This is a genomic window from Hymenobacter sp. HDW8, from assembly GCF_011305775.1.
GTDB lineage: Bacteria > Bacteroidota > Bacteroidia > Cytophagales > Hymenobacteraceae > Hymenobacter > Hymenobacter radiodurans.
This window is the reverse complement of the sequence record NZ_CP049907.1, coordinates 545,459-560,117: the sequence shown is the minus strand read 5'-3', so window position 1 is coordinate 560,117 and position 14,659 is coordinate 545,459. Positions and strand designations below refer to the sequence as shown.

Genomic DNA, 14,659 nt, shown 5'->3' with positions numbered 1-14,659 from the left:
ACCCTGACTATAGAAAGGAAAGGCTCTTAATGCTTGGGTTTATTCCCATCGCATTCATGTTCAAAGCAACGTCATCGGCTGCTTGCCGATGGCTCATTAAATTTAATGCTTCATCTTTGGGTTTGGGCTGCACTATTTGTAGCCTCTGGTTCAACTATTATGGACTTAGCCAGTAAAAAGAAATTCTGCTAAGTTCAGCAGTATAGTCTGGTTATCTGAGTCATACCACGTATTTGATACTTATGCAGCCTTCAGATGCGTAAGTAACCTGCGCAAATCTGCCTGCTTCTGCTAAATATTTGATTTCATGCAAGACAAAAAAACTGCTTCCGCTCCTAAGTTACCCACCTTGCCCAAAGCGCCGACGGGCATTGAGGGGTTAGATGAAATTACGGAAGGTGGCTTTCCTAAAGGTCGCCCGACGCTGATTTGTGGCAGCGCCGGCTGTGGCAAAACCCTGATGGGTATTGAGTTCTTGGTGAGAGGAGCACTGGAGTACGGGGAGCCTGGCGTACTGATGGCTTTCGAGGAGACAGCCGAAGAACTCACTGCAAATGTTACTTCCCTAGGCTTCGACTTGCCGGCCCTACAGAGCCAGAAGCTGCTGCGGGTTGACCACGTGCACGTAGACCGCTCAGAGATCGAGGAAACCGGCGAGTACGATCTGGAGGGCTTATTTATCCGGTTGGGATACGCCATCGATTCAATCGGGGCCAAGCGCGTCGTGCTAGATACCATTGAATCGTTGTTTGGTGGATTCCCAAATGAGGCTGTGTTGCGGTCCGAAATACGGCGGTTGTTTCGCTGGCTTAAGGATAAGGGTGTAACCACCGTCATTACGGCTGAGCGCGGCGATGGCACGCTCACCCGGCAGGGGCTGGAAGAGTATGTATCGGACTGCGTAATTCTACTGGATAACCGCGTTATTGACCAGATTACAACCCGGCGACTACGTGTAGTGAAATACCGTGGCAGTACCCACGGCACAAATGAGTATCCGTATCTGATCAGTGAAGAAGGCATTTCCGTGCTGCCCGTTACTTCCCTCAAGCTGGAGCATGAAGTATCGGACCAGATTGTTTCCTCTGGTGTTCCGGCCCTCGATGAAATGTTTGGTCGAGGAGGCTTCTATCAAGGGAGCAGCATCCTACTGACGGGTACTGCTGGCACGGCTAAAACGACGCTGGCGGCCGGTTTTGCCAACCAAATCGCCAGCAAGGGTAACCGCTGTCTTTACTTTGCCTTTGAGGAGTCGCCGCAGCAGTTGGTGCGCAATATGCGCTCTGTCGGCATCGATTTAACTCCTTGGATCGAGCAAGGCTTGCTGCACATCGAAGCGTCGCGGCCCACGCTGAATGGCTTGGAGCGGCATTTGGTTATAATTCACAAGCTGGTGAAGGACTTTAAGCCCGATGCAGTCGTAATTGACCCGATTAGTAATTTGATCAACGTCGGTAATTTAAATGAGGTACGCAGCATGCTCACGCGCCTCATCGATTTCTTGAAAGTCAATAACATCACGGCTTTATTCACGGCGCTTATCAGCGGCCGAACCAACCAGATGGACATGACCGAAGAGGGTGTATCCTCGTTAGTGGATACGTGGATTAGTGTGCGGGACCTGGAAGGGGTAGGAGAGCGCAACCGCGGCCTCAGCATACTAAAATCACGGGGCATGTCACATTCCAATCAGGTGCGCGAGTTTGTGGTTACCGACCACGGTATTCAGCTGTTGGATGTAGTAATCGGGCCATCGGGCATTGTAACGGGGGCCAGCCGCCTTACCCAACAGCTGCAGATGCAGGCACAAGAGCTGGCCATTCAGCAGGAGCTGGAGCGCAAAGACCGGGAGTTGGAGCGTCGGCGGCGTGTGCTGGAGGCTACCATTGCGAATTTGCGCACGGAGTTTGAGTCGGTCGAAGAAGAGTTGCGGCAAATCAATAGTGAGGAGCTCAGCCGCCAGCAGACGTTTACGGAAGGCCGAGCTGCCGCCGTCAGTGAAATGTCGGGCCGGGGCTACTCTGCTCAGGACACCAAATCAAATCAACATTAAGCCCCTTATCCTGCTATGGAAACGAACCCGGATATAACGACAGAGGGGATGGACCAGGAATACTGGGAGTTGCGGCTATACGTGGCCGGGCAAACCCCCAAATCGGTAGCCGCCATAGCCAACCTGAAAAAATACTGTGAACAGCATTTGTTGGGGCGCTATAAGCTTGAAGTAATTGACCTGCTGCAACATCCTCAGCTTGCGGAGGGCGACCAGATACTGGCTATTCCTACTTTGGTACGGAAGGTGCCGGTGCCTATTCGCAAAATTATTGGTGACCTTTCTAACGAAGAGCGCGTGTTGGTAGGCCTTGACATCCGGCCTATTGAAAGCAACCTAACCCGATAGAATGGAGGCAGAAGGAAGTTTGGATCGTGAGCCGGAACAGGCTGAGTATGTACTTCATCTCTACATTACCGGAGCTACTCCTAATTCGACGCGGGCAGTACGGAATATCAAGGACATCTGTGAACTGTATCTGAAAGGCCGGTACGAATTGATTATCGTGGATATATACCAGCAGCCCGAGTTAGCTCAGCAAGAGCAGCTTATTGGCGTACCCACTTTAGTTAAAAAACGCCCCGGCCTGATCCGCCGGCTGGTAGGTGACCTCTCGAATCGGGAACGAGTATTGGCCGCGCTAGGGCTGACCTCGCCGTCCGACAGCAACAGCATCGATGGCTGAACGCTTGCCGCCCACATCTACTGACCTAGCTCGTGAAAACGAGGAACTACGTTATCAGCTACAGGAAGCTGAGGAACTCATCTCGGCTATCCGGTCGGGGTCGGTAGATGCGCTGGCGGTACAGGGGACCGATGGCCCTCGGATTTATACCCTGCAAGGCGCCGATCAGGTGTACCGCACCTTGATTGAGCAAATGAGTGAAGGGGCGCTGCTGCTTAGCCAAGACGCCATGATTCTCTATTGCAACGCCAGTCTGGCCCGTTTGCTCGACTGCGCACTGGAGGAGTTGATGGGGGGCTTTTTTAACGACTTTGTACCTGCAGACTTTCGCGCCTACTGGAATGAGTTGCTGGTAGCGGGTTGGGCGGGTAAAAGTAAGGGTGAACTGCCCCTGCAAACCCAGACTGGAGTGCTCGTGCCTTTCTCATTGTCGATGAACGTGCTGGAATTCAATGATGCGCCCGCCCTAGCCATGATTGTAACCAACCTGTCGGCCCAACGGGAAATCAAGGCCATTAAGGCGCGGGTGGCCGAGCAGAACGAGGTAATTGACCGCAAAAACGAAGAGCTAAAACGGCAGGAAGCCGCTCGCCTGGTGATGGAGCAGGCTGCCGCCGAAGCAAACCGCATGCTGGAAGGCATTCCGCAAATTGCCTGGACGGCTAATATTGAGGGCAAGAACACGTACCTCAACCGTCGCTGGTTTGATTTTATCAATCAACCTATCCGCCCGAGTTTTAATGAGGGGTTTGAAAGTCGTCTGCACCCGGATGATGTTAGCTTGGCCAGAGCCCGCTGGCAGCACAGCTTGCGCACCGGCGAAGCGTTCGAGATTGAATACCGCTTTCGCGACGGTGCCGATAATTACCGCTGGATGCTAGGGCGGGCATTGCCTTCTTATAATGATCAGGGGGTAATTATGCAGTGGATTGGCACCTTCACCGATATTCACGAGCACAAGCTGGCACTGGAACGCATCGATCAGGCCCAGCGCCAACTGCACGAAAACAACGACCAGCTTACGCGTGCCAATGTGGATCTGGACAACTTCATTTACACGGCTTCCCACGACTTAAAAGCTCCTATCAGCAATATTGAAGGGCTGTTGCAGGCATTGTTGGTAGAAATGCCTTTCGACTCTGAAAGGCACCAGGATGACCAAGTGCAACCCATCATGGCCATGATGCAAGACTCAGTGGAGCGGTTTAAGCGCACCATTGAGCATCTGACTGAGGTAACCAAGCTGCAAAAAGAACAGATTCAGCCCACGGAACTAGTGCGGCTGGAGCCGGTTATCGAAGACGTACGTTTGGATTTAGAGGCGCTATTGCGCGAGGCGGGGGGCATTTTGGAGGTAAATGTGGCCGATTGTCCGGCGGTATCATTTGCCGAGAAAAACTTGCGGAGTGTCATCTACAACCTGCTCAGCAATGCTATTAAATATCGTTCGCCCGAACGTCTGCTAGTGGTGCGACTACAGTGCCGCGAAGCGGATGACTACGCGGTGCTGACCGTGCAGGACAATGGTTTGGGCATCAACCTAGCTAATAATGAAAAGCGGCTCTTCGGCATGTTTCAGCGCCTCCACGACCACGTGGATGGTAGCGGTATTGGCCTGTACATGGTCAAGAAGATGGTAGAGAATGTGGGGGGCAAAATTGAGGTGGAAAGCGAGGTGGGCGTCGGCTCTACCTTCACCGTGTACTTTAAACGATAGGCTGAGTCCATGAAGCTAAGCGTTAGTAGACAGAAACTTTAGCAAACAAAAAGGGCCTTCCCCGTACGGGAAGGCCCTTTTTGTTTGCTGTACATCAGCGAATTAGGGACAATGCTTACTTTGGCAGCATCACTTTGTCGATGACGTGAATTACGCCATTGCTTTGCATCACGTCGTAGGTAGAAATGGTGGACGTATTGCCCGATTCATCCATTAGAACTACGTTTTTAGGACCATTCATGGTAGCTTTTAGAGTGCCGCCGCTTACCGTTTTGAGCGTAGCGGTGCCTTTGCCTGCCTTGATGGCTGCCATAATTTTGTCGGCGGTCATGTTGCCGGCTACTACATGGTACGTCAGTACTTTCGTCAGCTGCGCTTTGTTCTCGGGCTTCAGAAGCGTTTCAACCGTTCCGGCGGGCAGGTTTTCGAAAGCATCATTCACAGGAGCAAATACGGTGAAAGGTCCTTTACCCTGCAGCGTTTCAACCAAGCCAGCAGCTTTAACTGCGGCTACGAGCGTAGTGTGGTCGGCAGAATTAAGCGCATTGGCTACGATAGTTTTGCTGGGTAGCATAGCCTGGCCGCCGACCATTACGTTGGTCATAGCCATCTGCGCCTGCGCATGAGCTGATTGTACAGTTGTGGCGCCCAATAGGCATACAAGAGCGATTGAAAGCGTTTTGCTTTTCATTATTTAGGATGAATTGAAGGTGGGTTGTTGAAGTTGAAAGCATTTACGCCCCAGCTATAGCAACCGGATTTACCCGAAGCAGAAATATTTTCCCTTGTCTATCTAGTTTCTGCCAATTCAATCCTGATAAGCCTTTTTGGGGTTGTATAAACCTTGAACAACGTCGTGTCTAAAGCCACATTTTTGGCCCCCGGCTACCTAAAAGGAGATAGCAATGGAGGAGGTAAGATTCGCGTACCCGCTGACCAAGCGTTTCGAAGCGCGTGAAAAGGTTGGCTCGTCGGCGTGGAGCGTGCGGCCTTCCAACCGAACCAACACCTGAGGACTGGGCGCAAAATCCAGATTGAGCGAGCCTCCCGCTACCAAAACATCAGAATCGGTGGGAGCAGGGGCGCTGGAAGCAATAATAACCCCGTGCCCGGCAGCATAGTATTCCGCCCGAGCGCCCACGGCCCAAGCTTCGCTGAGTTGGTAGCGGGCCAGTAGTGCCGCCGTGTGCCAAGTGTCGTGGCCGGTGCGCTGGGGGGCTTTTTCTTGTTTGCCTACGTCAAAAACGAGTGCTAAGCTGACCTCGGAGGTAGGAGTGTAGCGTAGGTAAAAGTCATGAAAGAACCGGTGACGCCGCACAGAGTCGGTGGGCTGCTCATTGCCGAAAAACGCGCTTGAATTGAGCAGCAGCTTGTCGGTGATTTGCCACTGGACCTGCGTTCCCAATGCCTTGCTGCGGTTGTTTTCACGGATATTTTGCCATCCATTAAGGACCAAACCAGTGAGCGTAAGCTGGGGGGCAAATTCGTAGGTGATGCGCACGCCGGCTTCGTAATACGGCGAGTTCTCAGCCATCAGCGAGCGGCTGAGCGTCCAGTTATCCTTGCTCAGCGCCGATTCAAAGCCTAAGTGTGACGTGAAAATGCCGGCGTCAATCCAGGTGCGGGCGAATGGGCGGAACCCGGCGTACGCTTCGTATATATGCTTAAGAACAGGGTCCTCGGCAGCATAATTGGCCGCTACATACGTGCCCGCGTGCAGGCCAAAAGCCCCCCGGACCCGAACATTTTGATAGCGCACACCCAGCAACGCATTATTGACTGCAAACTCATTCTGACGGTCGTGGGAGTAAAGAAAGGTGGGACGGTCGGGGGTAGGAGGCGGGGGGAAATCGAAGCCGTAATATGCGTCCAGGAAGCCGTAGAAGGTGAGCGGCTTAGGCACAGCTTGAACTGAATCAGGAACAGGTATTTCTGTTTGGGCCTGCGCCGGCCCGGTGGACAGCAAACTTAACAAACCAAGGAGTAGAGGCCAGAATTTCATAGCGAAGAAAAGACGCAGGATAAGTCGGGATGCATACAATTGAGATATAGAAGTAAGAATATCTTTACGGAGGAATGACTTTTACGCCGTCCTTCGGACAATAATCAGCTTCTAATTGTACCTCACCCGAAACATTGTTGACTGGAGGAGCTAAATTTGACACCTTCGTGCCACTCCAAAATAGCCGCTCACCTCAATTTCTAACTCCTTGACTGCTCCGCTACACCTCATAGAAGTTACGTCGCCCGAGCACGCCCGCGAGTTTCGGGAGTTTCCGGTGCGTCTCTACCGCTCCGACCCCAATTACATCCGCCCTCTCGACAAGGATATTGATCAGGTATTTGATACCAAGAAAAACAAGTACTTCCGCGCTGGTGAGCTCACACGCTGGCTGTTACAGGATGCTCAGGGCCAGACAATAGGACGCGTAGCGGCTTTCATCAATAAGCGCACCGCCAAAACATTCGAACAACCCACCGGTGGTATGGGCTTTTTTGAGTGCATCGATGACCAGACGGCCGCCAATACACTGTTCGACGCCTGCCGCACCTGGCTGGCCGAGCGCGGCATGGAGGCCATGGACGGCCCTATTAACTTCGGTGACCGGGACCAATGGTGGGGCCTGCTCATTGATAATTTTGGCGCGCCGCTCTACGGGCAGAACTACAATCCGCCGTATTATCGCCGCCTGCTGGAAACGTACGGCTTTCAGGTGTATTTCGAGCAGTTTACCTATTTCCGCAAGGTGGGCGATCCGCTCACGCCGGAATATCAGGAAAAGGCCCAGCGGATGCTGCTACATAACTCAAAGTATAGCTTTGAGCATCTGCGGTTAAAAGAGCTAGAGAAGTACGCTGAGGACTTTCGAATCGTGTACAACCAGGCGTGGGTGAAGCACGACGGAGTGAAGGAAATGCGGCCCGAGCAGTCGCACAGTATTATGAAAAAGCTGCGCCCTGTTATTGACGAAAAAGGCTGTTGGTTCGCTTATTACGAAGGTGAGCCAGTGGGCTTTTTTATTGCGTTGCCTGAATTGAATGAGCTGTTTCGGCACGTAAACGGCAACTTAAACTGGTGGGGCAAGCTCAAATTTGCCTACCACCGCTGGCGCGGTTCGGTGCACACGCTCACCGGCATCGCCTTTGGTATTGCCCCCGCGCACCAACGCCGCGGCGTAGAAGCTGCCATGGTGCTGGCCGTTGCCAAAGTAGTGCAAGACCGCAGCAAAGTGCAGTACGAGGACTTTGTGATGAACTGGATTGGTGATTTCAATCCCCGAATGATGGCCGTAGCCGAGCAAATCGGCGGCCGAATCTGGCGCACGCACGCCACGTTTCGTTACCTATTTGATCGGGAAAAGGAGTTTAAGCGAGCCCCAATTATTAGGTAAGGTTGAGTAAAACTATAGACATAAAAAAGCCTCCCCAGATTATTCTGGGGGGGGGGGTTTATGGTGAGGTAGCCGCCTTATTTAAAACACATACCCAACGCTAGCCGTGATATTTCGGGGCAAAATGGGGCGAACCAGATTGTAGCTGTTTTCGGCACGGGTGCGGCCGTTGGCATCTACTGTGTCCAGAATCTCCTGTGATAGGTTCTCGCCGTTGCGGGCCGCCGCGTCGCCGAAGCCTAAGGTGTTGAACAAGTTAGAAGCTTGCATACGCAGCTGCACGCCTTGCAAGTTGCCGCCGAAGTTGTAGCCTACACCCGCAAATACGACTCCGTAGGAGGGTAGCTCAATGGTGTTGCGCTTGTTGGCGTAGCGCTCCCCAAACCAACGGTAATTGGCAAATACATCAAAACCTTTGAAGCTATACTCAGCGCCACCCTCCAGCAGCAGATCGGGCGTGTCTTCGAGGCGGTTACCTTCAAAATCGATTACCTCGTCGTCGCTGGCATTGGTGCTGGTGCCTTTATTATCAACAAAGTTAAAGTCGACGAAGCGGGGACGCTGCACCGTACCGATGCCGCGTAGGGTTAGGCCGGCTAGGGGCGAGTAGGTGCCTTCCAACTCCACGCCCAAGTTGTCTACCTTGCCGCGCTCCTGAGTTAGGGTGAAGCCGCCGTTGGGGTTGGAAAGCTGGATGGTGAAGGGAATATTGTTGTTTTCGCTGTAGAAGGGTACCACCGACAAGCTCACTTTATCGGCAGCAACTTTCACGCCTGCCTCGGCCTGAATGACGCGCTGCACACCGCCGCGCAAGGTGCTGTTGCCGGTGGCATCGGTGGGATCGTTGCCATAGGCAAATTGGTCGTTGGAGGGAGCCACGCCGGAGTTGCTGTAGCGGGCAAACACGGCCAACTTGTCGGAGAACTTATAATTGCCCCCCAGCGAGTAGTTCACGGTGTGAAAGCGGAAACTCCAGGTGCGCAGCTCGTTGGTGTTCTGTAAAAAGCGGTTATCGTAGAAGGTGCGGTACTGTCCGTCTAAGCCGCCGTTGGAACCCGCAAAACGATTAGCCGCCGACGGAGCGCCCAAGAATGGCGTAAAGCGTGCATCCGGATTGTTTAGAAGAGCCGTTTTGGGCGAGCTGCCTTCAGCGTGCGTCGTTTCCAGCCGCAGGCCGCCATCTAGCCGTAGCTTGTCCGTGATTTTCCACTCGTCGCCGGCATAATAGCTTAGTACCTGCGTGGTGTTAGTCGAGTTGAAAAGAATACCGTCGCCGAAGCTATAGTACAGGAAACCGTTGTTGGTCACCTCAATGGGCTGACCGCCAAACAGCGGCCCAGCGGTTGGAAAACTTAGATTGAGTAAGCGGGGACGGTCGGCTACTTCCTGTACTACCAAGTTGTAGCTCAGGCGCTCCTTAATGGTGTAACGGCTGGCGTAGAAACCAGCAGTGAGCTGGTGCTGGCCAGCGGTTTTCTGCAAGCGCAAATTATTAATGGCATTGGTAGCCGGCTTGTCGTCGGGGAAGATACCGGCAATGTTCACCAGCCCGTTGCCATTGAGCGTAGCAATATCGATGGGCGTATTCGTGGGGTCATCGGCGTAGGAGAAGCGGGGCGAATTTACCTGCACACCAAATGGAGCCAGGGCGCGAAACTGGGCCGCGAATGACGTACCTAATACGGGCGGCTGAATGTCATACACGCCGTCGGTACTCAGGTTGGCGTCGAGCAGGCGGGCGTTATCGGTGAGGGTAAAGCCGTTGCCCAGATCAAAGAACACCTCGGAGCTAATGGCCTTGTAGCGGGTATGCTGTCCGTTAGCCAAGTCTCGGTCCAGGCGGCCTTGGCCATTATTAAACGGGTTGGGAATGCTGGTGCGGCGCTGATATTCCGAATACATCGTACCCCGACGCAGATCAGGCCCGCCGGGAATGCGCTGTGGGTCGTTGAGGTTCTGGTAAGGAATGCTGGTGTAGTAGGCTACTTTGTCATTCAAATACTTGCCGTAGAGACGCACGTAGCCGTTTTTCAAGTTGTAGGTCACGTTGGCCTTCACGCCCCCGCCCACGTTGGCCGGGAAGCCTGCGTACTTCACGCCCACGTCGTAGCGGTAGAAGCCGCCGATGTTGAACTTGAGCGGCGTGCCAGCAATAGGGCCGCCCACGTTGGCATCGAGGCGTTGCAAGCCGCCGAGCTGGGCCAAGCCTGAGCGGTCGGAGTAGAAGCCCTGGTCGCCACCGGTGAGGCGCACGATGCCGCCAATTTTGTCGCCGCTACCGGTTTTGCTCAAAAAGTTGACGATGCCGCCGGGGGCATTATTGGCAAAAATGCCCGCCGAGCCACCCCGCACCACTTCCAGCCGGTCAATTGTTTCATCGACGCGGAAGTGAATGTCGGTTTTAGCAAACGTCAGGGAGCCTGCTTCCAGAATGGGCAGTCCATCCTCCATCAGTTGCAAAAAGCCAAAGCCAGCTTCCGCATTTGAGGGTAGACCCCGCGGTGACACGCTGTTGGCCGCCTCGCCGCCATCGGAGTTTACCCGAAAGCCGGGCACGGCCATGAGCAGGTCGGCGGTGCCGCGTGAAACGCGGTTCTGAATCTGCCGATTAGATAGCGTGGTCACAGCCACCGAGCTTTCCAGCTTGGTCTGCGGGTTGAAAGTGCCCGTCACGACTACGTCGTTGAGGTTGAGCGCATCGGAGGCCAGCGTGGCATTCACTACCACGGTCTGGGTACTATCCAGGGTAACGGTTTGGGTGGCGGCGCGGTAGCCCAGAGAGCGGGCGGTGAGGGTGTAAGTGCCCGCCGGTACGCCCGTCAGCTCAAACTGGCCTTGGGCATCGGTGGCCGTGTTTTTACCCGACGGCTGAAGTACAACAGTAGCGCCGGGAAGTGGCTGGCCGCTGGCATCGTGAATCTGGCCGCTCACGCGGCCAGCCGTGTCCTGCGCCAGGGTAGGCGCCACGGCTAGGCATACCAAAGCGGCACCCGGAAGCAAACGCTGGTAGAAGGTAGAGATTAGGTGCATAAAAGGGAAGGAGGAAATGTGCTTGGAAAGCAACAGATGGGCGAAATACGCAGTGCAAACTCGAATGGATTGACTAGGGTAGACTGTGTGCCACAGCCATAGACTTACGGTAGAGCTATATTGTTATTTGGCGCTACTGCTTTCTGTACAAACCAGCAGAGAAACAATGAAGTAGGAGTGTAGTTAGTGAGGACCTGCGTTTTGCTTAGCTCAGCCGTACTCTATTCGCTGTTCCCTTGAATTTGTAGATTACTTTGCCCCCCTCAACCCAACAAAGGGGTATTTCGCGTAGATCTTGTCCAACCTTGAATATGTCTTTTTCCTTTCCTCCTTCATGAGAATTCTCTTTCGCGCGGCCGTATTCGGCCTGCTTCTTTTTACCTCAGCCTGCCAGAGCGGCTGCGCCTATGTGCGCTATTTTACTCCGCTCAATCCTACTTCTAAAGACAGCCGCCCCGTGAGCCACGAGCCGTGGGACGCGCTGCTGAAAAAGCACGTAAACGAGCAGGGTATGGTTGACTATACTGGCTTTCAAGCTGATAGTACCACACTTAATACTTATCTGACGGCGCTCAGTGACAATCTGCCCAATGACAACTGGAGCGAGTCGGAGCGCTTGGCGTACTGGCTGAATGCCTATAATGCCTTCACTATTCAGCGCGTCATTCGGGCCTATCCGCTTAAAAGCATTCGGGATTTGGGCGGCGACAAAACGCTAGTGAATACTGTTTGGGATCAGCCTTTTATCCGCCTCGGCGACGACAAACACACGCTCAACGACATTGAGCAGCGCATCATCCGCAAGAAGTTCGATGAGCCCCGCATTCACTTCGCGTTGGTGTGCGCCGCTATGTCGTGCCCCAGGCTGCGCAACGAGGCTTACGTAGCAGCTCGCCTCAATGAGCAGCTTGATGATCAAGCCACTACCTTCATCAATGATCCGACGAAGAACAAGCTCACGCCCGCCGATAAGCCCGAACTATCGAGCATATTCAACTTCTATCCCGGAGATTTCGCCAACGGCGACAATTCCATTCAAAAAACCATAAACCGTTACGCAACTCAGAAAATTAACCCTGATGCCACGCTCACTTATATGACCTACGACTGGTCGGTGAATGAGCAGAAGAAGTAAGCCGCGACTGTCTGTTGTATTCTGTAAAAAGCCCCCCAGCAATGTGCTGGGGGCTTTTTTTGTTCTATGCCTTGCTGCTTAAAGCGCACAGTATGAGTAAGTAATCGAAATAGCAGCTTACATTTTAATCTCTATACTACAGTGCACGAATCTTTCTGCCGTCTGCTGATGTTTATCTTCGCAACCTACTTTTACCTTATAAACAGCAACCGCTGCTTTTTCTTTGCTATTACCTTCCAATTTCGAACATAAAATAGGTTTCGCGCAACTTCGCGACATGTTGGATTCCTTGTGTTTGAGCGCATTAGGCCGGCATTTTGTCGCCAAGATGCAGTTTCAAACCAAACACGACCAACTGCAGAAGCTGCTGCTCCAGACCGACGAGTTCCGCGTCCTGCTCCAGTCGGGCGCCGACTTCCCCAGCCAGCATTACCACGATGTGCACCCGCACTTGGTGCGGGCCAGCATTCCCGGCGCGTACCTGGAGGTGACGGCTTTTTTTGCCGTTAAAATGAGTCTGCGTACCATCCGGCAAGCTCTGACTTTCTTCACCCAGGCCGAAGAAACCCTTTATCCCACCCTGCGCCTGCTTGGCATTGGGGTTCAGGTAGACCGAAATCTGCTTCTGGCGATGGACAAAGTGGTGGACGACGAAGGCCAGGTGCGCGACAACGCCTCGCCGCTGCTCATGCAGCTAAAGCAGGAGCTGATTGCCCGCCAGGCCCAGCTACGCAAGCAAATTTCTGGCATCCTGCGCCACGCCAAAACTGAGGGCTGGATACCCGGCGACGCCGAGCCGACCATTCGGGGAGGGCGTTTGGTGCTGCCCGTTATTGCCGAGCACAAGCGGCGCGTGAAAGGTCTGATTCACGATGAGTCGGCCTCGGGCCAGACGGTATTCATTGAGCCAGAGGCGGTTTTTGAGTTGAATAACGACATCAAAGACCTCGAAAACGCTTATCAGCGCGAGCTTATCCGCATCCTAACCCAACTCACCGACCAGTTGCGGCCCCACATTCCGGATTTGCGCAAAGCGTATCAGTATCTGGGCCTGCTGGATTTTATTCGGGCTAAAGCGTTGCTGGCTAGTCGTCTGGAAGCGTCCTTGCCAACCCTGCATCCACGTCCGCTGATCAAGTGGCAGAAGGTGCGCCACCCGCTGCTGTATCTCACGTTTCGGGAGCAACCCAAGGAGACCCGCCGCGAGGTGGTGCCTTTGACCATCGATCTGAATCCTGATCAGCGCATTCTGCTGATTTCGGGACCGAACGCGGGGGGCAAATCCGTGGCCATGAAAACCGTGGGGCTGGTGCAGTATATGCTGCAATGCGGCCTGCTCATTCCGGCTGGCGACGGCTCGGAAGCGGGCGTGTTCGAGGATATTTTCCTGGATATCGGCGACGAGCAAAGCTTGGAGAATGACTTGAGCACCTACTCGTCGCACCTGCTGAACATGAAGCAGTTTCTACTCTTCGCGGGCAAGAAAAGCCTAGTGCTCATCGACGAATTTGGCACCGGTACGGAGCCCGCGCTAGGCGGTGCCATTGCCGAAGCCGTGCTCGATCAGCTCAACCGCGCCCGCAGCTTCGGCGTGATTACGACCCATTACACCAATTTGAAAAACTACGCCGAACGCTCGCCCGGCATCGTGAACGGCGCCATGCGCTACGACCCCGAGCGTTTGCAGCCGCTGTATCGTCTGGAAATCGGTAAGCCGGGCTCGTCGTTTGCGATTGAAATTGCGCGTAAGATTGGCTTGCCAGCTCAACTTGTAGAGCGGGCTACCCAGCTTGTGGGCAAGGACAAAATTCGCTACGACCGTCTGTTAGAAGGTCTGGAAAAGGAAAAAGCCGACCTTGAACAGCGCTCTGCCGAAGCGGAAAAGCAGGAGCGGCGCCTCAAAAAAGCTGCCCAGGAATACCAGGACCTCAAGCGCCATCTGGAGGAGACCCGCCTCGATGTACTGCGCGACGCGAAGGCCAAAGCCAAGCTGCTGCTCAAGGATACAAACCAGCAAATCGAGGCCACTATCCAGGAAATACGCACGGCCCAGGCCGATAAGGAACAAACCAAGCAGGCGCGCCAGAAGCTGGATGACTACGTGAAAAAGGAGCTGCAAATCGAGCCGCCCAAAGCCCGCGCGACCCGCGAAACCGCCGATGCAGCTACCCTCAAGCCCGGCGATAAAGTGGCTCTCATCGGGCAAGATGGCTACGGCGAAATCATGAGCCTGAAGGGCAAAACGGCCGAAGTGTCGTTTGGTGGCATGAAAACCATTGTCAAGATCGCTCAACTCGAAAAGCTGGGCCGCGCCGAAATAAAGGAGCGGGAGAAGAAAGCCGAACGAAATGCCCCCCAGGGCTCTGGCATGGACATGACCGGTCGCATAGCCAACTTCAGTCCTAATCTTGATTTGCGAGGCGAGCGGGCCGAAGACGCCCTGCAAAAAGTTATGGCCTTCGTTGACGATGCGGTGATGCTCGGCATACCTGAAATCAAGTTCGTGCACGGCCGCGGCAATGGCGTACTGCGTCAAATCACCCGCGACTACCTGCGCTCCGTGCGCTCCGTAGCCAGCGTCGCCGACGAACACGCCGAACGTGGCGGAGATGGGGCAACGGTGGCCGTGCTGAAGTAGCCACCTCTT

The 14,659-nt window shown here is 54.1% G+C and carries 10 protein-coding genes; 7 read left to right on the top strand and 3 right to left on the bottom strand.

The annotated features are described in order from the left end of the window. Window positions 1–307: 307 nt before the first annotated feature. Genes kaiC through G7064_RS02420 form a run of 4 tightly spaced genes read left to right on the top strand, consistent with a single transcriptional unit; the run spans window position 308 to window position 4,455 of the window. Complete coding sequence (gene kaiC, locus G7064_RS02435) at window positions 308–2,053, top strand: circadian clock protein KaiC (RefSeq protein WP_133272774.1); 1,746 nt, start codon at window positions 308–310, stop codon at window positions 2,051–2,053. A 15-nt stretch (window positions 2,054–2,068) separates the two neighbouring features. After that, a complete protein-coding gene (locus G7064_RS02430; protein WP_133272775.1) occupies window positions 2,069–2,401 on the top strand; it encodes a circadian clock KaiB family protein in 333 nt (110 codons plus the stop codon). Between the two features lies 1 nt (window position 2,402). Beyond that, window positions 2,403–2,738: a circadian clock KaiB family protein gene (locus G7064_RS02425; RefSeq protein WP_166072301.1), complete on the top strand. Its 336-nt coding sequence runs from the start codon at window positions 2,403–2,405 to the stop codon at window positions 2,736–2,738. After that, entirely contained in the window at window positions 2,731–4,455 is a 1,725-nt protein-coding gene (locus tag G7064_RS02420; RefSeq protein WP_166072300.1) for a sensor histidine kinase, read from the top strand. Before G7064_RS02425 ends, G7064_RS02420 begins: the two co-directional genes overlap by 8 nt. A 115-nt stretch (window positions 4,456–4,570) precedes the next feature. On the opposite strand, the gene G7064_RS02415 is transcribed toward G7064_RS02420, so the two are convergent. Continuing rightward, complete coding sequence (locus tag G7064_RS02415; RefSeq protein WP_166072299.1) at window positions 4,571–5,146, bottom strand: fasciclin domain-containing protein; 576 nt, start codon at window positions 5,144–5,146, stop codon at window positions 4,571–4,573. Window positions 5,147–5,344: 198 nt separating this feature from the next. After that, entirely contained in the window at window positions 5,345–6,457 is a 1,113-nt protein-coding gene (locus G7064_RS02410; protein ID WP_166072298.1) for a porin, read from the bottom strand. A 208-nt stretch (window positions 6,458–6,665) separates the two neighbouring features. Between G7064_RS02410 and G7064_RS02405 the strand changes: the two genes are divergently transcribed. Beyond that, complete coding sequence (locus G7064_RS02405; protein WP_166072297.1) at window positions 6,666–7,847, top strand: hypothetical protein; 1,182 nt, start codon at window positions 6,666–6,668, stop codon at window positions 7,845–7,847. A gap of 81 nt (window positions 7,848–7,928) precedes the next feature. Here the strand turns inward: G7064_RS02405 and G7064_RS02400 are convergent, their stop codons facing one another. Beyond that, on the bottom strand, window positions 7,929–10,877 hold the full coding sequence (locus G7064_RS02400; protein ID WP_166072296.1) for a TonB-dependent receptor: 2,949 nt from the start codon (window positions 10,875–10,877) through the stop codon (window positions 7,929–7,931). A gap of 334 nt (window positions 10,878–11,211) precedes the next feature. Here G7064_RS02400 and G7064_RS02395 point away from each other — a divergent pair, with 334 nt between their 5' ends. Both G7064_RS02395 and G7064_RS02390 read left to right on the top strand, forming a co-directional pair. Beyond that, on the top strand, window positions 11,212–12,012 hold the full coding sequence (locus tag G7064_RS02395) for a DUF547 domain-containing protein (protein WP_166072294.1): 801 nt from the start codon (window positions 11,212–11,214) through the stop codon (window positions 12,010–12,012). 223 nt (window positions 12,013–12,235) lie between these two features. After that, window positions 12,236–14,650: an endonuclease MutS2 gene (locus G7064_RS02390; RefSeq protein ID WP_166072293.1), complete on the top strand. Its 2,415-nt coding sequence runs from the start codon at window positions 12,236–12,238 to the stop codon at window positions 14,648–14,650. Window positions 14,651–14,659 lie beyond the last annotated feature (9 nt).